At 65.6% G+C, this 20,952-nt stretch carries 24 protein-coding genes and 1 pseudogene; 5 read left to right on the plus strand and 20 right to left on the minus strand.

Features of this window, described 5'->3' with window-relative positions; translation table 11 throughout:
- Positions 1–130: 130 nt before the first annotated feature.
- The 7 genes and pseudogenes from HMPREF2914_RS26030 to HMPREF2914_RS26060 all read right to left on the minus strand — a co-directional run bounded on the left by HMPREF2914_RS26030 (position 131) and on the right by HMPREF2914_RS26060 (position 5,867).
- Positions 131–1,369, minus strand: coding sequence for an STY4528 family pathogenicity island replication protein (locus tag HMPREF2914_RS26030; protein WP_023980183.1), 1,239 nt, complete (start codon positions 1,367–1,369; stop codon positions 131–133).
- A gap of 3 nt (positions 1,370–1,372) precedes the next feature.
- Positions 1,373–1,932 (minus strand): annotated as a pseudogene (locus HMPREF2914_RS26035) (DUF2857 domain-containing protein).
- A 14-nt stretch (positions 1,933–1,946) separates the two neighbouring features.
- Positions 1,947–3,626 (minus strand): ParB family protein, encoded by a 1,680-nt coding sequence (locus HMPREF2914_RS26040; RefSeq protein WP_004350508.1) that lies wholly within the window; start codon positions 3,624–3,626, stop codon positions 1,947–1,949.
- Positions 3,619–3,888 carry a hypothetical protein gene (locus tag HMPREF2914_RS26045; RefSeq protein ID WP_003050422.1) on the minus strand — a complete coding sequence of 90 codons (270 nt, stop codon included), beginning with the start codon at positions 3,886–3,888 and terminating at the stop codon, positions 3,619–3,621. The genes HMPREF2914_RS26040 and HMPREF2914_RS26045 overlap by 8 nt, the downstream gene beginning before the upstream one ends.
- Positions 3,872–4,747 carry a ParA family protein gene (locus tag HMPREF2914_RS26050; protein WP_003098988.1) on the minus strand — a complete coding sequence of 292 codons (876 nt, stop codon included), beginning with the start codon at positions 4,745–4,747 and terminating at the stop codon, positions 3,872–3,874. Before HMPREF2914_RS26050 ends, HMPREF2914_RS26045 begins: the two co-directional genes overlap by 17 nt.
- Before the next feature lie 42 nt (positions 4,748–4,789).
- Complete coding sequence (locus HMPREF2914_RS26055; protein ID WP_003090093.1) at positions 4,790–5,002, minus strand: AlpA family transcriptional regulator; 213 nt, start codon at positions 5,000–5,002, stop codon at positions 4,790–4,792.
- A 118-nt stretch (positions 5,003–5,120) separates the two neighbouring features.
- Entirely contained in the window at positions 5,121–5,867 is a 747-nt protein-coding gene (locus HMPREF2914_RS26060; RefSeq protein WP_003098991.1) for a hypothetical protein, read from the minus strand.
- A 450-nt stretch (positions 5,868–6,317) separates the two neighbouring features.
- Between HMPREF2914_RS26060 and HMPREF2914_RS26065 the strand changes: the two genes are divergently transcribed.
- The gene (locus tag HMPREF2914_RS26065) at positions 6,318–6,818 is read left to right on the plus strand and encodes a DUF305 domain-containing protein (RefSeq protein WP_003098996.1); all 501 of its coding nucleotides are present in this window, start codon (positions 6,318–6,320) and stop codon (positions 6,816–6,818) included.
- A gap of 614 nt (positions 6,819–7,432) precedes the next feature.
- Here the strand turns inward: HMPREF2914_RS26065 and HMPREF2914_RS26070 are convergent.
- The 13 genes from HMPREF2914_RS26070 to HMPREF2914_RS26130 form a co-directional block, all read right to left on the minus strand.
- The gene (locus HMPREF2914_RS26070) at positions 7,433–7,753 is read right to left on the minus strand and encodes a RebB family R body protein (protein WP_003108983.1); all 321 of its coding nucleotides are present in this window, start codon (positions 7,751–7,753) and stop codon (positions 7,433–7,435) included.
- A gap of 62 nt (positions 7,754–7,815) precedes the next feature.
- On the minus strand, positions 7,816–8,136 hold the full coding sequence (locus tag HMPREF2914_RS26075; protein WP_003108980.1) for a RebB family R body protein: 321 nt from the start codon (positions 8,134–8,136) through the stop codon (positions 7,816–7,818).
- Between the two features lie 150 nt (positions 8,137–8,286).
- Complete coding sequence (locus HMPREF2914_RS26080) at positions 8,287–8,832, minus strand: hypothetical protein (RefSeq protein WP_003090901.1); 546 nt, start codon at positions 8,830–8,832, stop codon at positions 8,287–8,289.
- A gap of 53 nt (positions 8,833–8,885) precedes the next feature.
- Positions 8,886–9,125 carry a hypothetical protein gene (locus HMPREF2914_RS26085; RefSeq protein WP_003116567.1) on the minus strand — a complete coding sequence of 80 codons (240 nt, stop codon included), beginning with the start codon at positions 9,123–9,125 and terminating at the stop codon, positions 8,886–8,888.
- 23 nt (positions 9,126–9,148) lie between these two features.
- Positions 9,149–9,343 carry a hypothetical protein gene (locus HMPREF2914_RS26090; protein WP_021264258.1) on the minus strand — a complete coding sequence of 65 codons (195 nt, stop codon included), beginning with the start codon at positions 9,341–9,343 and terminating at the stop codon, positions 9,149–9,151.
- A gap of 10 nt (positions 9,344–9,353) precedes the next feature.
- Positions 9,354–11,495, minus strand: a complete 2,142-nt coding sequence (locus HMPREF2914_RS26095; RefSeq protein ID WP_023091618.1) for a hypothetical protein — start codon at positions 11,493–11,495, stop codon at positions 9,354–9,356.
- 50 nt (positions 11,496–11,545) lie between these two features.
- Complete coding sequence (locus HMPREF2914_RS26100; RefSeq protein ID WP_003108962.1) at positions 11,546–12,178, minus strand: hypothetical protein; 633 nt, start codon at positions 12,176–12,178, stop codon at positions 11,546–11,548.
- Positions 12,179–12,208: 30 nt separating this feature from the next.
- Positions 12,209–12,451 (minus strand): RebB family R body protein, encoded by a 243-nt coding sequence (locus tag HMPREF2914_RS26105; RefSeq protein ID WP_003090893.1) that lies wholly within the window; start codon positions 12,449–12,451, stop codon positions 12,209–12,211.
- Positions 12,452–12,519: 68 nt separating this feature from the next.
- Positions 12,520–13,113: an RNA polymerase sigma factor gene (locus HMPREF2914_RS26110; protein WP_003090892.1), complete on the minus strand. Its 594-nt coding sequence runs from the start codon at positions 13,111–13,113 to the stop codon at positions 12,520–12,522.
- A 65-nt stretch (positions 13,114–13,178) separates the two neighbouring features.
- Entirely contained in the window at positions 13,179–13,904 is a 726-nt protein-coding gene (locus HMPREF2914_RS26115) for a Crp/Fnr family transcriptional regulator (protein ID WP_003108957.1), read from the minus strand.
- A 264-nt stretch (positions 13,905–14,168) separates the two neighbouring features.
- Complete coding sequence (locus HMPREF2914_RS26120; RefSeq protein ID WP_003090890.1) at positions 14,169–14,579, minus strand: PA2817 family protein; 411 nt, start codon at positions 14,577–14,579, stop codon at positions 14,169–14,171.
- 58 nt (positions 14,580–14,637) lie between these two features.
- A complete protein-coding gene (locus HMPREF2914_RS26125; RefSeq protein ID WP_003090889.1) occupies positions 14,638–15,018 on the minus strand; it encodes a PA2816 family glutamine-rich protein in 381 nt (126 codons plus the stop codon).
- A gap of 128 nt (positions 15,019–15,146) precedes the next feature.
- Positions 15,147–17,594, minus strand: a complete 2,448-nt coding sequence (locus tag HMPREF2914_RS26130; protein ID WP_003108955.1) for an acyl-CoA dehydrogenase — start codon at positions 17,592–17,594, stop codon at positions 15,147–15,149.
- Positions 17,595–17,746: 152 nt separating this feature from the next.
- Here HMPREF2914_RS26130 and HMPREF2914_RS26135 point away from each other — a divergent pair, with 152 nt between their 5' ends.
- The 4 genes from HMPREF2914_RS26135 (at position 17,747) to HMPREF2914_RS26150 (ending at position 20,937) form a co-directional block, all read left to right on the plus strand.
- Positions 17,747–18,418, plus strand: a complete 672-nt coding sequence (locus tag HMPREF2914_RS26135; RefSeq protein WP_003119884.1) for a transglutaminase-like domain-containing protein — start codon at positions 17,747–17,749, stop codon at positions 18,416–18,418.
- 114 nt (positions 18,419–18,532) lie between these two features.
- The gene (locus tag HMPREF2914_RS26140; protein ID WP_023091619.1) at positions 18,533–19,153 is read left to right on the plus strand and encodes a glutathione S-transferase family protein; all 621 of its coding nucleotides are present in this window, start codon (positions 18,533–18,535) and stop codon (positions 19,151–19,153) included.
- A 75-nt stretch (positions 19,154–19,228) separates the two neighbouring features.
- Positions 19,229–20,161, plus strand: a complete 933-nt coding sequence (locus HMPREF2914_RS26145; protein WP_003090885.1) for an ABC transporter ATP-binding protein — start codon at positions 19,229–19,231, stop codon at positions 20,159–20,161.
- The gene (locus HMPREF2914_RS26150; protein WP_003119886.1) at positions 20,158–20,937 is read left to right on the plus strand and encodes an ABC transporter permease; all 780 of its coding nucleotides are present in this window, start codon (positions 20,158–20,160) and stop codon (positions 20,935–20,937) included. Before HMPREF2914_RS26145 ends, HMPREF2914_RS26150 begins: the two co-directional genes overlap by 4 nt.
- The last annotated feature ends 15 nt before the right edge of the window (positions 20,938–20,952 follow it).

Here is a 20,952-nt window from a genome sequence, read left to right on the forward strand (position 1 = left end):
ATGCGCTCTACTCAGGTTTTGCGCAGCATGTCGCGCCGTCGCCCGGCGCTTCACCGCACAGCCGTCCCCAGGGGACCGTTTCTGCCGACCGCCATGGAGATCTACTTCACGGCTTTGACAAGCCCTGTGCTCAGGATTTGCGCAGCAGATCGCGCAGGCGCTCGATGTGCTGCCGGGCCACCTCGGGCGGCACGACGTTGCGCGGCGGCTCGGTTGGTGGCGCTCGCGCCGCCGATGGTGTTGGCGGTGCCGGGCCGGTCTGCTTGGCCCAGGCATTGAACTCGCCGCGCATGGCGCGCTGGATGATGCCGAACAGATAACCGGCGGGGTTGCGGATGCCATGCTTGCCGCACCGTGCGGCCCATTCGTCCAGCACGGCCTGCCGCAGGGCAGCGTCCACCTGCTGCAACGCCATCTTGGCTCCGGCCTGCTGTTCCGCCTTCAGTTCCGCGAAGCGCTTGGGCCATTGCAGGTCGCCCAGCGCACGCGCCTGCGCGGTAGTACGTACTTCATCAATACGACTACTACGTACTGTACGGTCCTGCTTCGAATTCCGAAGAGCGCCGTCTGGCGCGGGTTTCGGCCCTGCTTCGGATTCCGAAGATGGGCGATCGCCATTCCGAAGAAGGCTCGCGGGCCCTTCTTCGGAATCGTGGACCGCATCCTCCTGTGGATAACTTTCGGAGGCGGTGATGCCCTGGTCGGCCAGGCGCTCGGCGAGCACTTGCAGCCGCGACGGCAAGGTGCGTCCGGACAGCATCGGGTCGTCCGCGATCTCCTGGAGGGTGTTGAGTCCCACCACCTGGACGGCCTTGGCCGAATGCCCCAGCGACTGGCTGACCAGGGCCAGGTAGTCGGCGTCGAGTTGCATCGCCTCGAACGGCGTCAGCGGTTCGTCGTGCAGGACGTAGAGGTTGCCGAGGATGCGACCGGTCTTGGGGTCGCGCCGTCGTCGCACGAGGCTCAGCCAGCGCGTCAGGCGCAGCAGCGTCAGCGCCCGCGCCACGGTCTCATGGGAGGCCTGGCCTGCGCAGGGCATCGACGCCAGCCAGGGGCGCAACTGCTCATAGGTGGGAAATGCCGTGACGCCATCGTCGTTGAGCATCAATCGGAACACCTGCCAGGCGTTGCGCTCCAGCGGTGTCAGGCGGCGGTCGAGGAACAGCCGCCGCGGCACGCTCCCGTGCCGATTGCCACTGAACAGGAAGGCGTCGCCGGACGTAGGAGGCGTGGGCGTTGAAGCAGGCAGGGACGCGGGAGCGCCAGAGCTGGACTTGGGCGCGAGGTCCTTCAGCGCAGCGTCGAACAGGTCGGCGAGTGCGATGGGGCCAGGGCGCTGGGCTCGTGGGGCGGTGTCGTCCACGGCCATGGCCTAGCCCAATCCCTGATCGACCCAGTTCCTGATCGCGGCCCAGACCACCGAGAGCGGCAGCGACATGCCCTCGGCCAGGTCCATGGCCGCATCGAGAATCGAGGTCTCGTCCTCCAGATCGACGTTCCTGCTGCTGGTCACGGCTTTCCATTGCCGCCACAGTTCGGTGTCCTGGGTCTCGTCCAGGACGGGGTGGCGCCCCTTGCGCTTGGGCAGGCCGAGGATCTCCCGCCGCAGGGCGACTTCCTGATGGGTCAGGCCATAGAAGCGGCTGACCATCTCCGTGCTGGCCCCCAGCCGCAGCATGCGATCGACCGTGGCGATTTCCTTCTCCACGTCCTGTGCCTGGTTGAGCAGGCGCTGCAGCACTTCGCGGTTGACCGTGACCGAGCACCACGAGACGCTGGCGTTGGCCAGCACGCTGATCAGCGCGGGGTGCTTGAGCGCATCCAGCTCGGCCTCGCCGGGCCCATGGCCTTGCAGCGGCGCAGTTGGCCGTTGCGAAGGTCATACAGCGCCTGGGCAATCACGGCCTGGTTGAGCGGATGCGATGTGGACATGCGGCCTCCCTCGCTCACGTCCCGGGCGCCGTGGTGCCGGCTTCCAGGTCCAGCAGACGCCGGGCGAGGCGCAGCAGCCGAAAGAGCTTGACCAACGCCGTGTCGCTCAAGCGCCTTGCGCCGCTGCCATGGCCTTGGCTCTGGCCGTGCAACAGGGTCGGCAGGTCGGCGGCGAGCTGCGCGCCGTCCAGGCCCGCTTCGGCGACGGGCTGACCCGTCAGGGAAGTGAGCAGCGTCAGCACCGCGCGGCCGAGCGGCGACGGGGCTTGGCCGCGGGCGCGGCACGCAAACCCGATGCCATCGGCGCGATCCTCGATGCACTCGTCCAGGCCTGCCTCCCCGGCGATCTCGCGCGCGAACTGCGCGATGTGGATGCGCAGCCGATCGGGCGTGTCCAGGCCGGCGTCGATGTACCAGACGTCGGAGATCGGATAGAGTCCGCCGGCTTGCACCGGGATGGACTGCAGCACGCTCGCCGAGAAGTCGGGCGGCAGCGCATCGCCCAACTGGTCGGCGACCATGCGCTGGATCGATTGGAGCCGTTCTGTCGTCGGTGCTGGCGAGACGATGTGCTCGCGAAGCAGATCGCCCGGTGCGGCCGGCTGGCTTCCCGTGGCCGCTTCGCCAACCGCCGTGTCGTCGTGGCGCAAGGTGGGCTCGGACGCCGGAGGGCTGGCGGGTGGAGGACCGGCCGCCGCTGCAGGCGTGGCGATGGACGATGCTGCGCCCGGCGGAGTCGGCGTGCCGGCGGTGGGCGAAGGCAACGCCGGCTGCGCCGCAGGTGGCGTCGGGTCACTGACCAGCGCCCGGTGGCGGCTTTCCGATTCGGTCAGGTCCAGCGCCAGCACGTCGTAGCCGATGCCCAGCAGCTCGGACATCTGGCCGATCAGCTCGTCTTGCACGCGCTGCGGCGCGAACTCGTCGCCCTGCGTGTCGAACTGCGCCAGCACCTCCTGAAAGAAACTGTCGAAGTCCAGCGGCAGCGAACGGTCCTTGGCGTAGTGCTCCCAGGTGCGTTTGCAGGCCGTGCGCATGACCGACAGCCGCTCGACCTGGTGGCGCCCCAGGCCGCCATAGAGCACAGTGGGAATGGCGGGCAGCAGGTAGCGCACCGCGTCGGCCATGCGGGTGATGTGCGACCGCTGGACGGGGAAGCCATCGGCCGCCAGGCGGCGGGCCAGTTCCGACTGGCTCAGGGCGGCGCCGCTCTCCTGCTCGTAGAACTCCCGTGCTTTCTCGACGCCGAGCGCGCGCTCGATGAACGTGAGGCCGCCGCGCAGTTCGTTCTCGGCAAGATGCCCGGTCAGCGCGACGATTTCACCGCGCTCCGGCCATGGTCGGAACAGGCACGATATGCGGAAGAAGCGTTCTTCCTTGGTCTCCGACCAGAGTTCGCGCAGGATCGCCAGTCGCGTGTTGCCGCCGTTGCGGATGATGTAGTGGTCCTCGCCGGGCCTGCGCGTGATGGCCGGCGCCGCGTCCAGGCCGCGCTCGCGGATGGATGCCTTGATTTCCTCGTAAGCCGGGTTGCGCTTCATGCGCGGGTCATGGTCGTAGGGCCGCAACTGGTCCAGCGTCACGACCATGGGCGTGTCCGCGATCGGGTCGCTCAAGGCCGTAGCCGCTGGGCCGCTGCGCTCGAAGCCGGCCGCGAGCAGCTTGCCTGCCATGTCCTGCGAGGTCATGTCAGCCATGGCCGCACCCCTCGCAGTCCCCACGACCGCCGGCCGGCGCCATGCGGGCCTCTCGCTCGGCGCGGCGGATCTGCGCACGGGCGTTCAATTCGGCCCGGTGGTCACTCGCTGTCGAACTCGTGTAGATCGCCGCGCAGCCGGCCTTGGTGAACTTGAGGTGCCCGCCCGGCGTGCGCTTGACGTGCCAGCCCTCACCGACCGCGAACTCGATCAGGGCGCGCAGCCGCTTGTGGCCGCGGGCCAGCTCATGTGCGTTCGCCATGGGGCCTCCCAGGATCAAGAGGTCGCTGCGGGCGGCCGGATACTTGAGCCAGTCGGTCCTGCCATTGCGGGAACAACTCGCTGGCGAGCGCGCGCATCGTGTCGAGCGCGGCAGGGGCGACTCTGCCGGGCGGCTGGCGGTGCTCGACCCGATGCACCGGCAGGCCGCGCGTTGCGGCACGTGGATACGCTTCTATGGCCGGCACGTCGGTGGCGAGCACGCGGATGCCGGCGCTGTCCTGGAACAGGTCGCGCAAGGCCTGCTGGATCAGCCGTGCGTTGGCGGACACCGGGTGGACGCGGTTGATGAGCAAGTGCAGCGGCGGCGGTTCGATGCCCAGGTGCCGGTACGGCGCAATGTCTTCGAGCAACTGCATGGTGCCGCGCCGCAGCTCGCGTGCCGCGAGGATCTCCGGCGTGACGGGCGACAGCGCGAGATCGGAGGCGAGCACCGCCATCTCCAGCAGCACGGAACGCGCGCCCTGGGTGTCGATCAGCACCAGGTCGTAGAGGGGAGCAAGTGCTGGCAGCAGATGCCGCAACCGCAGGCGGCCATCCGGCGCATGCAGCAACAACGTGTTCAGCTCGCCCCGGTGGTCGTCGGACAGCACCAGGTCCAGGCCCGCGATGATCGTGCGGGACACGAGCTGGCCAAGGTCGCGCTCGTTGAAGGCCAACAGCTCATAGATGCCGCCCGGCGCGCGCTGGGTCAGTTCGTAGTAGGAGGACAAGGTGGGCTGCACGTCGAGATCGAGCAGCAGCACGCGCAGGCCCGCGTCCGCGGCGAGCCCGCCCAGGTTGGCGGCCGTCGTGGTCTTGCCGACGCCGCCCTTCGTTGAAATGATGGACACGACCTGCATGGCGCTCTCCGGCTGGGAATGGGAAGTCCGCGGGAGAGCGGGTCAGGTCCGGTGGTTGAGGCGCTCGGCGATCCACTGGTCGATTTCGATCGAATCCCAGCCGACAGCGCGCACGCCCAGGCGCAGCGCCTGAGGGAACTGGCGCTTCTTCATCAGGTTGTAGATGTGGGCGCGTTTGAAGCCGGACTTCGCTTCGACTTCATCGAGCCGCAGGATGCGGCGCTCGTTCGGCGGGAGTACAGGGGTCTGCGACATGGCGGTCACTCCTGAACGCTCGGTGGCGTTTGTTGGCGTGACCTCTATTCAATAGACCTGGCTGCGGAAAGACATTGCAAATGCAATCTCCGCGATTGCACATACAAGCTGGATAACCTCATGCGCTTGCGCTACGAACGTACCTCTTAGCGTTGGCGAACTTTCCGTTTAAGGTGCGCTCAGTGATGCCCATGGTGCCGCCGTAGTGGGCGACCAATGCAGAGACAAGGGCCTCCTGCGTTTTGAAGCTGGAATAGGGCACGCCTGAAGGCGACTGGCTCAGCATCAGCGTCAACATCCCTCCAATGATGTTGAGATAGGTCGTTTCCGCCCGTTCGCTGATCTCGCATTGCTTGGATGCCAACAGCACCGAGGATTGCTTGAGTAGCGTGTCGTGCTGCTCCTGCAGTTCTCGCATCTCACGTCGGGCTTGTTCAAGCGCGGCCTGAAGGGCCAGCCGCTCCACGAGGATCGCCTGTCCTGTTTCCATGGTGATGAAAGGATGCGCCATGCGTTCGCCACGGCTGAACAGAAATCCTGGCCGGTGCTCGGGATAGTGGGTGCGCATCCAGCGTTTTAGATCGACATGGCGAACAGTCAGATCCAGAGAATTGAGCAGGTTCGGATCATTGAGCGTGATCCCGTTCTTGCCGTAGGGCAGCTCTCCGTTGAGGATGCCGTCATAGATACGTTCCGAGTGCAGCCGGCACTCATTCCATCGAGGGCAGTTCAGCGACCGAGGCAGGACACGCGGTGACGCGATCGTGGCCAGGATCATCGGGAGATACCGCAGCAACCCAGCCCATCGGATGGCCGCCTCGATGGGACGATAGAACACCTTTGATGTTGAAATGTCCTTGTGCATGTCTTCGTCTCCTTTCGGGTGCGCTACATCACCGGCTCCTTTCTTGCCCAAGGGCTGTTGTGTCGTTATGGCCTGCGACGGACGCTTGAGGCGATGCCCTAAGCGAAGGCGGAGGAGGCCATTGGCGTCCGCCGCAGGTGGCCTTGTCTTGCTTGATATGCAAGAATCGATGAGTTGCCGGCCCATCGAGCGATGAGGACGCAAGCTCGATATTGGCGCTCACGGTACCAGCGTCATAGGTGGCGCAAAGCCCATCAAGACCGATTTGGTATGGTCTGATATCCAGACGGTTCAAGACCAGCGAGTTGAAGCGTTCGACGCCCCTACGTCCAGTTGGGGACTGGAAATCAGCGGTTAGTGATGCATCGCTCCACATGCTGATATATCGACAAAGTATCTGCCGCAGTACCAGTGACCCTGCCAGGTTGCCCCAGCACATAGGAGACGGAGATGGCTGAACATTCCCATGAACATCAACATCACACATCCGGTCAGATGGGTAAGCACGGCCGACCATACGCCAAGTTCTGGGTGAACATGGTGTTGGGCCTCGTCGTCATGTACTTCGTAATGTTCAGCATGATCGACGGCGCCAGGGACTTCAGAAACAATCTCAACATGCTCTACATGGCGGTCACTATGTGGGCGCCAATGGGCATCTTCATGCTAGCGACAATGCCCGGCATGTTTCCAAACCGGCGGCTCAATCTCGTGCTGTACGGCTTGTTTGCCGTTCTCACACTCGGTTCTTTTGCCGCTACCCGTGCTCAAACCGGAATCGGCGATCGACAGTTCATCGCGTCTATGGTCCCGCACCATTCGGGAGCGATCCTCATGTGCCGCGAGGCGCAGCTCTCAGATCCGGAACTCGTCAACCTATGCCAAGCGATTTCCGATGGCCAGCGCGCGGAGATCGAGCAGATGAACCGGATTGCTGCACGCCTTCGTTGAGGCTGGCTGCCACTACACTGGCGCCGCGTTGCGCTCCGGCGAAGTTAGCCGCAGCGATGTAAAGATGAGTACTTGCGGTGTTCCGATGCCGGCGGTTGTGTCCTACAGCCGTCCAGGTGCCAGGTAGTCCACGCGACACCACCCCGCGCTGCCTGCGGAGCGAGCGCAAGTCATGATCGTCGCAAGTTGGAGTTCGATAGCGAACCCGCTCAGCAGCTGGACGCATCAGGCGTAACGACGGGTGGATGGATCATCCTTGGACGCTGGTGGAAGTGGTTGGATGAACTTTGTTGCCGAGGGCGAAAAACAAGGCTATAATTGAGTTCTTCGCTGATCACCACAGTGGAGAAAGTGATTGGGAAACAGAGACTTAGCGCTCTAGTGCATGACTCGTTTCCCGCTCCAAACATGATCCAGGTTTCGGCCTGGGTCGAAGAGAAAAGGGCCTTCGGGCCCTTTTTTCGTTTCTGCGATCCGCACCGCCCTGGTGCTTTTCCCGATTCCCCCCATGTTCCCCTCGGCAGGCCGCTGTCCCGCCGCATCTGCTCGCTCGATCGTCGAGACGAAAAAGGCCACTCGTGGAGTGGCCTTCTCTGGTGTAGCGACGGCGGCGATCAGGGCAGCGCTTTGAGCACCGTCAGCAGGCTGGTGAGGTTGTCGGCCACGCCCAGCTGGCCGATCTTCTCGGTGGCGCCGCCGGCGGCGCTGGTATCCAGACTGTAGATCTGCATCACGCCCATGTTGGAAGCGGCCAGGGCCAGGGCGTTCTGCTGTTGCTGGGCAGCTACCGAATTCTCGAACAGGATGCCGGTGGAGTGGGCCATGGTCTGGAAGATCGAGCCCAGCGCCATGGCCGGGGCTTCACCGATCACCTTGACGTTGGACTGGGTGACGGCATCGGTGATCTGGTTGTTTACTGCGGTTGGGAAGCTCATGGTGATTCTCCTGAATCATTGCGAAGGATGTACGGCGATTGCTTGGACCCGGCGGGTCAGGCTCAGGTGAAGGATTTCAGTACGGTCAGCAGGCTGGTGAGGTTGTCGGCCACGCCCAACTGGCCGACTTTCTCGGTGGCTCCGGCATCGGCGGCGGTGTCGAGGCTGTAGATCTGCATCACGCCCATGTTGGAGGCGGCCAGGGCCAGGGCGTTCTGCTGTTGCTGGGCGCTCACCGCGTTCTCGAAGAGAATCCCGGTGGAGTGGGCCATGGTCTGGTAGATGGTGCCCAGCGCCATGGCTGGCGCCTCACCGACGACCTTGACGTTGGACTGGGTGACGGCATCGGTGATCTGGTCGTTGACTGCGGTCGGAAAACTCATGATGTGACTCCCTGTGAGTGAACGGCACGGCTCATGTCGTGCTGTCTTGATGAACGCTCCAGCCAGGGAGTTGTGAATCCGTCGGCGCCAGGCCTGGCGGGCGGCGAAAATGCAAGCGCCCCGCGAGGCGGGGCGCTTGTCGGTGCGGTCTCATGCGGCGGGCGGGTCGGGCTTGTCCGGCGGCGGTGCGGACGTGTTGTGGTTGCTCTGGTTGAAGATGGCGATAGCGTTCTCCAGTTGCTGCTTGAGCGAGCCGAAGTTCTGCTCGAAGCACAGGCGTACCTCGCTCTTCACTAGGTTGGCCAGGCGGTCGGCAATCTGCGACATCACCAACTGGTTGGCGCTTGCCTGGCCGCTCTGCAGGTGGCCGGGACGCAGTTCGGCCAGGCTGCCGGCGGCATTGACCGCCTCGAGAATCGCCTGCTCGCCGCTGTCCTGGGCGCGGAGGGCCTGGGTCGAGGCCTGCTGGACGTTCTGCAGGATCTGGCGGATGGAGCCTTCGGAACGCTGCCGGCCGTTCTCGATCACCTGTTCGGCCTGCTGTCGCGCGTGCACGGCCGGATCGCTGCTGGCGTCGTTGCCGAGGCCGAGCTGGAACTGTCTCAACTGCTCGTGTTCTTCGCTGGTGAGGGGGCGTTTCAGCCAGCGTTGCGCCAGCTGGACCAGATTCCTTCCCAATTCTTCCGAGATCGACATGCGCGGACTCCTCTGCGATAGACGCGCGGTGCGCGGGGTGTCGTGGCGAGGCTTCAGTACTGCTGCGTGCCGTCCGCCGAGGGGGCCTGCGCGCTGCCGCCGGTATCGCCGGGGTAGGCGGCGGCAGCGGCCTGCAGGGTGCTGTAGGCGGTGCTTAACTGCACCGCCAACTGTCCAAGGCTGGCCGGGTCGTCCACGCTGTCTCCCTGGGACAGGGCCTGGAGCCAGCCTTGCAGGCATTCGGTGAGGAGTGCCTTGACCTGGGTGACGAGGGTTTCGAGTTCTTCCTTCATGACGCTTCTCCTGGGGTGGGTGCTCATCCGAGCAGTTTCAGCACGGCCAAGAGCTTGGCCGCATCGCTGTCCGATATTTCCAGCAGGCGCTTTCCGCTCGCCGGCCTGCTGGGGTGCGGTTGGTCCCGTGCCTCCTCGCTGGCGTCCGGCGAACGCTGCGCCGGGCGGTCCGCGGCGGCGAGCGCGCGGCGTCTGATGTAGCGTGCGTAGGCGCTCATCGGTCGCTCCTCAACTGCTGCGGGTGGAGATGCGCACGACCGAGGAGGGGGCGGCGAATCCTTCGAAGCGCTGCAGCTCTCGGTCCCGATGGGGCGCGCCGGCCAAGTCGACGGCGCCGATGGTTTCCTCCCAGTAGGCGCTGCCCAGTTGCACCAGCAGGCGTTGGGCATTCTCCAGCGAAGCGGCCGGAACCCGGCCGTGGCGGTCCGCGGCGGCATAGTTGAGCAAGAGCGCCATGCGGATCGCTTCGTCCTGTACGTTGGAGTGCTCGACACCCTGGCCGTCGGCGCCCAGCAGATAGGAGCGCCAGTTGAGGACCTGGGCGAAGAGGCGCCGGTAGGCTTCGAACTGGAAGTAGCGATCCTCCTCGGAGCGGTAGAGCGCGCACTGACTTGCGAAGAACTGTTCCAGCGCGGGTTTCGCCCAGCCGGGTGTACCCGGGAGGTGTTCGCCCAGTTCGTCGAAGCCGCTCTGGCTTTCCGCCAGGGCATGGACGTACTGCATCTGTTGTGGGTCCAGGCGCTGTTCGCCCTGGTAGGCGATGGCCAGACTGAGTTCCTTGAGCTGGTCGGTGCCGACGTATCCATCGAGATGGCGCAGGCCACGGTTCAGGCGGTATTCCTGCAGCGAGTCGAAGAGGCCGGAGGCGCCGGTAATGAAATTGCTTCCCAGGTTGGTGTCGAAGCACAGCTCGGGGAACTTGCTGGCCAGATAGTTGCGGTAGTAGTAGGCATGGCCGATGCGCAGGCTGAACAGATCGCTCTCCAGCAGGCGGCGGTAGTAGCTGTTGCCGTCGGCGTCGCGGCTGGCCAGCGCCTGGCAGAGGTTCACGACGTTGGTGCGGGCGTAGTAGGCGACCAGGGCCTGGGTAGTCCCGCTGGTGATGTCGAAGCGGCGTAGCCGCAGGCCAGAGGCGGTCAGGCTGTTGCCGAAAAACAGTTCGTCGAAAAGGCCGGCGAGGGCGCTGGGCGCCTTGTCACGGTCCTGCAGGTTCTCCCGTTCGCGTAGCCGCGCCTTGCCCTGGCGGATGGTGTTGCCATAGCACTTCCAGGCATAGGCGGAGAGCGCTGCGTAGAAATCGTCCAGCGCGTTGGCGTTGCGCAGGAAGTAACCGCACAGCGACCGGTTGTCGTCGGACACCCCGGTCCCCTCTCCACAATGGATGTGCAGGACCACCTTGCGGGTTTCCGGCTTGCCGTCCAGGTAGCGGCGAAACACCGCGGCCTGTCCGAGGAGGAAGTCGAAGAACTGTCGGTACAGGCCGGTAGCGGTCTCCATGCCGAGCAGGTCGATGCCGACCAGCCGGGCCTGCGGTGGCTGCCCCTGCTGTATTTCGAAATGACGGAGGATCCTGTGCAGCTCGGCATCGAAGGCGGCTTCGCTGGCATAGCCATGCGCGGTGTGGGCGAGCAGGCGGTAGGCGGTCTTCTCGGAGGCGTTGAATTGTTCGAACAGGGAATCGAGGACGGCCACCTCGTCTTCCCCCGTCGCCGTCTGGGTATGGCTGATTCCTTCGTGGAGGAGGAACCCCAGCGTCAGGCAGGCGAATTCGCCCGGATGGCGATCGCGGATGGCGCCGCGGGCCCAGTAGGCGTCGTCGAACGGCGTGTACTTGTTGCCGCTCCAGATCTTGCGGTTGAAGTAGCGGACGAACTGGTCCGTCTCGCTGTCGCGAACCGCGCTCGCACCGAGCAGTTCCAGGGTGCCGAGGTAGATCGCTGGCTGGTCGATGGCCGCTGGCGGCGAGCTCCGGCCAAAACGTTGCGCCAGGATGAGGCAGGCGAGATAGATGTTCTCCGCCGCGCATTCGCCGCGCAGGTAGCCCTGACGGTCGGTCGCGGCGAACGGATTGCGCCTGACCATCCGCTGCAGAGCCAGTTCGAACAGCTCATAGTGCGCGGCCTGGCGAGCCTCCTCCAGCGCCTTGCCGTCGACGTCCGGGGCGACGCCGCGGGCACTCATCAGCAGCCCGATCAGGGAAAGCTCCTGGCCTTTCTCCAGGCTCACCTGCCGCTCGCCGACGCGGAAGACCCGGCGGTCGCGCGTCCAGCGGCTGTTGCTTTCCACCGGCAGGATGCCGGCGAAGTGACTATGGAAGTCGAAGGGATAGCGATGGAACCTGACCGGTTCTTCCAGCTTGAAATAGGCCATGACGGCTCTCCTGTGCCAGGGCCGGACGCCGCCGGCCCCGCCGGTGGTGGCTACGATTGGGTGTCCTTGCCGCCGCGACTGGCGAGGGTCTCGCTGTACTTGGCGATGCTCTGGTCGATCTTGTCGATGGCGAAGCTGGCCGATTCCGCCTCGATCGCCCCGGCCGCCGCGGCTACCGCGGCGGCAGCGCCCATCAGCAGGTCGGTGGCAAGGGCGCCGAGCGCGTCCTCGGCAGCCTGGGCCAGCTTGTTTTCGGCGATGTTCTGGGTCATCTGCCGGAGCAGGATCGCCTGGCTGGCCAGGGCGATCTTGCTGACTCCGTCGAAGTAGCTGGCGGCGGATTGCGCCACCAGCCCGGAGGCCTGGCTGATCATCATGTTCGGCGCGATGGCGATCTGCGACGGCGCATAGCCGGCGGTTTCGCTGTTGCTCATCTGCACCGCCTGCACGACTTGACTGTTCAGGGCGCTGGTGTCCGGCGGCGGCGCCTCGGTCTGCTTGAGCAGGCGCTCGCTCATGCCGGCCAGCGGCGAAGGGCGCGACGGTAGCTTCACGTCGCCGTTGGCGGACGCCCTGCCGCCGCTGGCTGGCGTCTGCCGGCCGGCCTCGCCGGGGGCGGCGGCTTGCTCGCTGTCGCCGGATGGCGCGGGCGCGGGCGCGGATTTCTTGCCGAAGCCGAACATGTCTGGGCACTCCTGGGATCAAGGGGCGGGTCAGATACCTTTCTTGTCTTCTATCGCCATGATCATCGACACCGCCTTGGAAACCACCGCGGTGGAGATCTGGTTCAGGGCCTGCTGGCTGTAGACTGCGTTCTGCAGGGACAGGCCGGCGGAATGGCTGGCGATCTGGTAGAGCGCGGCGATGGCCTGGGCCGGGGCTTCGGCGACCACCTTGACGTTGGTCTGGGTGACGGCATCGGTGATCTGGGCATTCACAGCCGTGGGGTCAGCCATGGGACTCTCCTTGAATGGGCAGGTGCTCGTCGGGCAGGGGGCCGGTCGCACGGGCCTCGACTCGCTTGTCAGGAATGAACGCGGCTGCGTCTGTCTTGTGAAACGTCGCCGGCGAAAAAGTCGGCGCTCAGCCGCGAGCGCAGCAACTGCACGCGCTTGCGCACCAGCGGCGGGGCTATGCCGAGCTGGCTGGCGATGTCGGCATAGGGCAGTTCCTCGATGAAGCGCAGTTCGAAGAGCTGCTGCTGTTGGCGCGACAGCGAGGCCAGGGCCTTGTCCACCTGGTCGAGACGTTCCAGCTGCTCCAGGCGTTCCAGCGGCGAGCCGACGGCGGCGAAGCGCTCCAACTGGCCATCGTGCAGGTCGATGCCGCGGTCGATGAGGCGGTCCTCGCGGATCTGGTGGCGCGCGCTGTCCAGGTAGACGTGTTCCAGGACCAGGAACAGGAAGCCCTGGGGGTCGCGTACCCGCTCCGGTGACTGGCGCAGGAACAGCAGCGCCTTGACCGCGGTGCTCGACAGCCATTCTTCGGCCCGATGGCTGTTGCCGCGCGCAAGGCGTTGTGCGCGTTTGCGCAGGCCAGCCTGCGCGGCACGCCAGCTTTCCTCGAACAGGCGATCGGAACCGGTTTCGTTGCCGCCTGGCTGATTCGGACGATCCATAACCGCTACCTCCCTGGTTGCTCGTGTCGGCGAGCAGTCTGTGAGGCGGGCGGTGGGCGAGGCTGTTACCTGGGTGACAGGGGCGCGGCTGGTAGTTCGGCCTTGCGTCGCAGGCGACCGAGGTCGTTGATCAGGATCCGGTCGTTGCGGCAGCTGATCAGCCCTTCGCGTTTCCATATTTGCAGTTGCGCGTTGAGCTTCGGCCGGCTGGCGTTGAGCATCGCTGCTAGGATGCTCTGGTTGGTCGGTAGCGTCGCGCAGGCTCCCTCGGGTTGTTCGCTCGCCAGGCTGGCCAGGAGATGGCGCGCCAGGCGCGACTCCAGGCGATGCAGGCAGACCCTCTCGACGAAACCGGAGGCTTCGCGCAGGCGCGAACAGAGGAGGGCCAGCGCGCGGTTGAGGAATTCCGTGTCGGCGATCAACGGGGCGAAGTGACGTCGGTGGAGGATCAGCACCGACGCCGCGCCGGAGGCGTAGGCAGAGGTCTCGCGGCGGTTCGGCTGGATCAGCGCGGTTTCCCCGATCACTTCGCCAGGACGGATATCATTGACGATCAGCTCCCGCCCGTCCGGCCCGTAGAGCACGGTATAGAGGTGTCCGCCGAGGACCAGGCCGATGAAGTCTTCAGGGTCGTGCTTGAGGAACAGGACGTCCTTGTCGCGCAACCGGCGCTCCGACGCATGGGTCGCCACGTGCCGCAGCAGATCGGGCAGCCCGTGCAGCAGCGGGCACCGTTGCAGCAGGGTGTAGTGGCGTGAACAGCGGTCTTCCGTTGACTCGTTCGAGTGCATGCCTGCGCCTTCGCCAGATTGATCGGCAGCTCCGGCGAGGTACGACATGCTCGCTGCAGAGCAATCAGTGGGGACGTGTGCGGCGAAGGGGTGTGAAGCTCCGGCTACCCGGCAGAACTGCTAGGTACGGACTCGGCGCGCTCCGGCAATCGGGCGGGCGGTCCGTTTTTTATTCGGAAAGGGTAGCGAGGTTTGGGCTGGCGGGAGGCGGCCCCGAGCGCACGGATGGCGGTCGGGGCGGGACGGCCGGTGGCCGTGGCGGGCTCAGTGCCGCGGGCTGTCCTCGGGCAGCGCGAGCAACTGCTTTTCGCGGTTCCAGTCGAACGTTTCGCCGCGCTCTTCGGCTTCGTAGCGGCGCTCGTCGAGGCGCTGGAACAGGTCGATCTCTTCGTCCGGCATGAAGTGCAGGCAATCGCCGCCGAAGAACCACAGCAGGTCGCGCGGTACCAGGTGGGCGATCTGCGGATAGCGGTGGAAGACCTGGGAGATCAGGTCCTGGCCGAGGTATTGGGCGCCTTCCGGGTCGCGCGGCAGTTCGTCCATCAGTTCGTCGAAACGCTCGAGGAACAGCCCGTGGTTTTCTTCCGGCACCTGCTCGGCCTCGCCCAGGGCGCCGAGGATGTTGCGCAGGTGCTGGAGCAGGGCGAGGTGGTGCTCGAGGTAGGAGTTGGCCATGACGGGTCCTCTGGAAAAAAGCTGGGCAGTATAAAGGGTTTCGCGGCGCCGGCCAGTTTCAGCGGATCGCCGGGGACTGGCTCTGGCGCCGGCGGTTTTCCAGTTGCCGGCGTTCGCTGTCGAGGCGCCGCTGGTCCTGCTCCAGGCGCCAGCGCTGCTGGTCCAGTTGCTGCTGGCGGATCAGGTTGTCCTGCATCTGTCGCTGCTGCCGTTGCCGCTGCAGGTTCTGCTGCTGGCGTTGCAGTTGATCCTGCTGCAGTTGCAGGCGTTGTTCGTCGAAGCGCTGGCGCTGTTCCTGGAGCTGGCGTTGGCGCTGTTCGCCAGCGCGCTGCACCGCCTGCTGGTGCGGCTGCACGCCATAGGGCGCAGGCGGTGCAGCCTGCGCCGGGGGCAGGAGGAGAAACGAGGCTGCCAGGCCGGTGGCAAATAGCTTGAGCATGATGGCCTCCCGTACGTCAGGGATGTGCCCGTCGATTCTAGCCAATCGCCCGGGTTTGGGTGGGTGAAGACGACAAAGGCGCCGGAAGGCGCCTTTGTCGGTTGCGACCGTCGCTTTGCCGCGGAGTGTCAGCGGATCCTGCCGTCGGCCAGTTGCAGTTCCTCCTTGGCGAAGTCGTCGACGTCGATCACCTTGCGCCGTGCCGCTTCGGCCTGGTGCAGGGCTTGCGCCTGCTCGGCGCTCAGCACGCCGGCGGCGGCGCCGGCATCGATCGGGTTCTGCCCCGCTTGCGGCTGGACCCTGCCTTCCTTGATCGCCTTGTGCAGGGTTTTCTCCAGCGCGGCGCTTTCGCGTACCGCGTCGAAGGCGTGGGCGAGGGCACCGACCGGGTCCTGCGGGTCCTTCGGCAGGAACGCGCCAGCGAGGATCGCCTGCAACGCCGGGTCGTCGTCCGGACGGCCGAGGATTTCCGCGATCTCGGCGTCCAGTTCGTCGCCCGGCCCTTTGTGCCGGCGGCCGAACGGCAGTACCAGGACCTTCAGCGCGCAGCCGAAGAAGCGGCTGGGGAAGTTGTTCAGCAGGTCCTCCAACGCCGCCTCGGCCTTGCCGAGGTTTTCCTCCATGGCCCAGCGCAGCAGCGGATGCAGGTAGTCCGGGTTGCCCAGGTCGTGGTAGCGCTTGAGCGCCGCCGAGCCCAGGTAGAGATAGCTGAGGACATCGCCGAGACGCGCGGAGAGGCGTTCCTTGCGCTTCAGTTCGCCGCCCAGCAGCATCATGCTGAAGTCGGCGAGCAGGGCGAAGGACGCCGCCAGGCGGTTCAGCGCGCGGAAGTAGGGACGGCTGATGCGGTCGCCGGGCGCGTTGCCGAGGTGGCCGCAGCTGAGACTGAGGAGGAAGCTGCTGGCGGCGTTGCCGACGGCGAAGCCGATGTGCTTCACCAGCAGCGCGTCGAACTCGCGGGCGGCCTGGTCCTTGTCCTCGCGCTGGGCCAGTTCCATTTCCTTGAGTACGTACGGATGGCAACGGATCGCGCCCTGGCCGAAGATCATCAGGTTGCGCGAGAGGATGTTCGCGCCTTCCACCGTGATGAAGATCGGCGCGCCCTGCCAGGAACGACCCAGGTAGTTGTTCGGGCCCATGATGATGCCCTTGCCGCCATGGATGTCCATGGCATGGGCGATGCACTCGCGGCCGCGCTCGGTGAGGTGGTACTTGAGGATCGCCGAAAGCACCGAGGGCTTCTCGCCGAGGTCCACCGCGTTGGCGGTGAGGATTCGCGCGCTGTCCATTAGCCAGGCGTTGCCGCCGATGCGGGCGAGCGCCTCCTGGATGCCTTCGAAGGCGGCGATCGGCACGTTGAACTGCTCGCGGACCTGAGCGTAGCGACCGCTGACGTAGCTGCTGGCCTTGCCAGCGCTGGTGCCCACCGCCGGCAGCGAGATGGAGCGTCCGACCGACAGGCAGTTCATTAGCATCATCCAGCCTTTGCCGATCATTTCCTGCCCGCCGATGATGTACTCCAGCGGCACGAACACGTCCTTGCCGGAGTTCGGACCGTTCATGAAGGCGGCGCCCAGCGGCACGTGGCGGCGGCCGATCTCGACCCCGGGGGTGTCGGTGGGAATCAGCGCCAGGGTGATGCCCAGGTCCTCCTCGTCGCCCAGCAAATGGTCCGGGTCGTGGCACTTGAAGGCCAGGCCGAGGAGGGTGGCCACCGGGCCGAGGGTGATGTAGCGCTTTTCCCAGGTCAGGCGCAGGCCGAGCACCTCGCGACCTTCCCATTCGCCCTTGCAGACGATGCCGACGTCGGTCATGCCGCCGGCATCGGAGCCCGCGTAGGGGCCGGTGAGGGCGAAGCAGGGGATGTCGTCGCCCTTGGCCAGGCTCGGCAGGTAGCGCTGGCGCTGCTCGTCGGTGCCGTAGTGGAGCAGCAGCTCGGCCGGGCCGAGGGAGTTCGGCACCATCACCGTCGAGGCCAGGTCGCCGCTACGGGTGGCGAGCTTCATCACTACCTGCGAGTGGGCGAAGGCGGAGAAGCCCTTGCCGCCGTACTCCTTGGGAATGATCAGGCCGAAGAAGCCGTGCTGCTTGATGAAGGCCCAGGCTTCTTCCGGCAGGTCCATGCGCTGGCCGATGTCCCAGTCGCTGACCATGGCGCAGAGTTCTTCGGTCGGGCCGTCGACGAAGGCCTGCTCTTCTTCGGTGAGTTGCGCCTTGGGGTAGTCGAGCAGTTTCTGCCAGTCCGGGCGGCCGCTGAACAATTCGCCATCCCACCACACGGTGCCCGCCTCGATGGCCTCGCGCTCGGTGTCGGACATCGGCGGCAGGACTTTCTGGAACCAGGCGAACAGCGGACCGCTGAGCACGCGCCGGCGCAGGTCGGGCAGGGCGAGGGGAAGCGCCACCGCCAGCCAGAGCAGCCAGAAGACCAGCAGCAGCCAGCCGGGCGCGTGGCTGAACACGCCCATCAGGATCAGGTAGGCGGCGCTGATGCCGAGCGCGGGAGCGGGTGGGGTACGCCGATGGGCGAGGTAAGCGACACCGAGTACCAGTACGACTAACCAGAGCAACAACATGCGGAATCCTCCATGAAGACGCCAGGCGGCGTCTCGAGCTTAGCCCGTTTGCCGCCGTTTGGCGGCAGGGCCGGTCAGCTTGGCCGGTTTGTCACGTTATAGGCGAAAACTTCCCGTTTAGACTGGGACAAATTGCCCGCCGGGAGCCCGCCATGCAGTCCTACCTACAATCCGGCCGCTTCGTGGATAGTGACCACCCCGTGGTGGTGGAGTTCGCGGAAAAATCCCGGGGGAATTCGGCGAAACCGCGTGACCAGGCGGTCGCGCTGTACTACGCGGTACGCGACGGGGTGCGCTACAACCCCTACGTGTTCAGCCGCGATCCGCAGACCCTGAAGGCCAGCCACGCGCTGCAGCAGGGCGAGTCCTATTGCGTGCCCAAGGCCATCCTGCTCGCCGCCTGCGCCCGGCATTGCCGGATTCCGGCGCGGATCGGCCTGGCCGACGTGCGCAACCACCTGGCCACGCCGCGCCTGCTGGAAGCGCTGCGCAGCGAGGTGTTCGCCATGCACGGCTATACCGAGCTGTACCTCGAGGGCCGCTGGGTGAAGGCCACCCCGGCGTTCAACCGTGCCTTGTGCCGCGCCTTCGACGTCGCTCCGCTGGAGTTCGACGGCGTCGCCGACAGCGTCTTCCATCCGTTCAACCGCCAGGGCGAGCGCTACATGGAATACCTGGCCGATCACGGCCAGTTCGCCGACCTGCCGGAGGAACTGTTCTTCTCTCACCTGCAGCAGCACTATCCGCACCTGTTCTCCGGCCGCCCGCTGGCCCTGGGCGGCGATTTCCAGGCCGAGGCCGGACAAGATGAAGGGCGTCGATAGTCACCATCAGCCGGCGCGTCTTCCTTCTTCGGTCCATCCTCGGTAGGGTGCGGCATGTCGTCCGGGCGCTCCGGCGACCCATCCGCCGCATCAACCGAAGAGGGAACGCAGAGTATGTTGACCATCTGGGGCCGGAAGAACTCGAGCAATGTGCGCAAGGCGCTGTGGTGCGCCGAGGAGGCTGGCCTGGAGTACCGGACGGTGGATGCCGGCGGGGCGTTCGGCCTGGTGGATGAGCCGGCGTTCCGCGCGATGAACCCGAACGGTCGGGTGCCGGTGATCGAGGACGACGGCTTCGTCCTCTGGGAGTCCAACGCCATCGTCCGCTACCTGGCCGCCCGCTATGCGCCGGGCGACCTCTATCCGCAGGACCCGGTGCGCCGCGCCGACGCCGACAAGTGGATGGACTGGACCACCTCGACTCTCGCCGGGCCGTTCCGCGACCTGTTCTGGGGAACGCTGCGTACGCCGCCGGAGCAACGCGACGAGGCCCTGATCGCAAAGGCGCTGCAGGCCTGCGGCGAGTTGCTGCGGGTGCCGGACCAGACCCTGGCCGGCCAACCCTGGCTGTCCGGCGAACGCTTCGGCATGGGTGACATTCCCCTGGGCTGTTTCATCTACGCCTGGTTCGAGATGCCCATCGAGCGCCCGCCGCTGCCCCACCTCGAGGCCTGGTACCTGCGCTTGCGCGAGCGCCCGGCGTTCCGCACCGCGGTAATGACCGAACTGACCTGAGCCGGCTACTGTTGCATTTTGTTACCCGTAGCCTTATCTAGCTCTTCCTCTTCACCTTCCGACACGGGAAGCCTAATGAGTTCCGCCCTGTCCATCCGTCAATTGACGAAAACCTACGGCAACGGTTTCCAGGCCCTCAAGGGCATCGACCTGGACGTCGCCGAAGGTGATTTCTTCGCCTTGCTCGGCCCCAACGGCGCGGGCAAGTCCACCACCATCGGGATTCTCTCGACCCTGGTGAACAAGACCAGCGGTTCGGTCTCGGTGTTCGGCCACGACCTCGACAAGGACCCGGCCGGCCTCAAGCGTTGCCTTGGCGTGGTGCCGCAGGAGTTCAACTTCAACCAGTTCGAGAAGGTCTTCGACATCGTCGTGACCCAGGCCGGCTACTACGGCATCCCGGCGAAGATCGCCAAGGAGCGCGCCGAGCGCTACCTGACCCAACTGGGCCTGTGGGACAAGCGCAACGAAGCCTCGCGGATGCTCTCCGGCGGCATGAAGCGGCGCCTGATGATCGCCCGCGCACTGGTCCACCAGCCGCGCCTGCTGATCCTCGACGAGCCCACCGCCGGGGTCGACATCGAGCTGCGCCGTTCGATGTGGAGCTTCCTCACCGAACTCAACCAGGAAGGCATCAGCATCATCCTCACCACCCACTACCTGGAAGAGGCGGAGCAGCTCTGCCGCAACATCGCCATCATCGACCACGGCGAGATCGTGCAGAACACCAGCATGCGCGACCTGCTGATGACCCTGCATTCGGAAACCTTCCTGCTCGACCTGAAGAACGTCCAGGCCCTGCCGCCGACTCTCGACGGCTACCCGACGCGGCTGGTGGACGATCACACCCTCGAAGTGCAGGTGGAGAAAAGCCAGGGCATCAACGATCTGTTCGCCCAGTTGGGCGCACAAGGCATCGAGGTACTGAGCCTGCGCAACAAGACCAATCGCCTGGAGGAGCTGTTCGTGTCGCTGGTGGAGAAGAACCTGACGAGGATCGCCCGATGAGCAGCGAGCTGAGCGCCAACCTGGTCGCCCTGAACACCATCGTCTACCGCGAGGTGCGCCGCTTCACCCGGATCTGGCCGCAGACCCTGCTGCCGCCGGCGATCACCATGGTCCTGTACTTCGTGATCTTCGGCAATTTGATCGGCCGGCAGATCGGCGACATGGGCGGCTTCACCTACATGGAATACATCGTGCCCGGCCTGATCATGATGTCGGTGATCACCAACGCCTACGGCAACGTGGTGTCGAGCTTCTTCGGCAGCAAGTTCCAGCGCTCGGTGGAGGAACTGCTGGTGTCGCCGGTGTCGCCGCACACCATCCTCCTCGGCTACACCATCGGCGGCGTGCTGCGCGGCCTGGCGGTGGGGGTGATCGTGACCCTGCTGTCGCTGTTCTTCACCAAGCTGCAGGTGCACCACCTGGGCATCACGGTACTGGTGGTGGTGCTTACCGCGACCATTTTCTCCCTGGGCGGTTTCATCAACGCGGTGTTCGCGCGCAACTTCGACGACATCTCGATCATCCCGACCTTCGTGCTGACGCCGCTGACCTACCTGGGCGGGGTGTTCTACTCGATCAACCTGCTGCCGCCGTTCTGGCAGACCGTGTCGCTGGCCAACCCGATCCTGCACATGGTCAACGCCTTCCGCTACGGCATCCTCGGCGTCTCCGACATTCGCATCGGCGTGGCCATCGGCTTCATGCTGCTGGCCACCGCGGTGCTCTATCTCGGCTGCGTAAGGCTGCTGGTGAGCGGGCGCGGCATGCGCCAATGAAACGCTCGAAGGCAT

The organism is Pseudomonas sp. HMSC067G02 (genome assembly GCF_001813485.1).
GTDB classification, from domain to species: Bacteria; Pseudomonadota; Gammaproteobacteria; order Pseudomonadales; family Pseudomonadaceae; genus Pseudomonas; species Pseudomonas aeruginosa.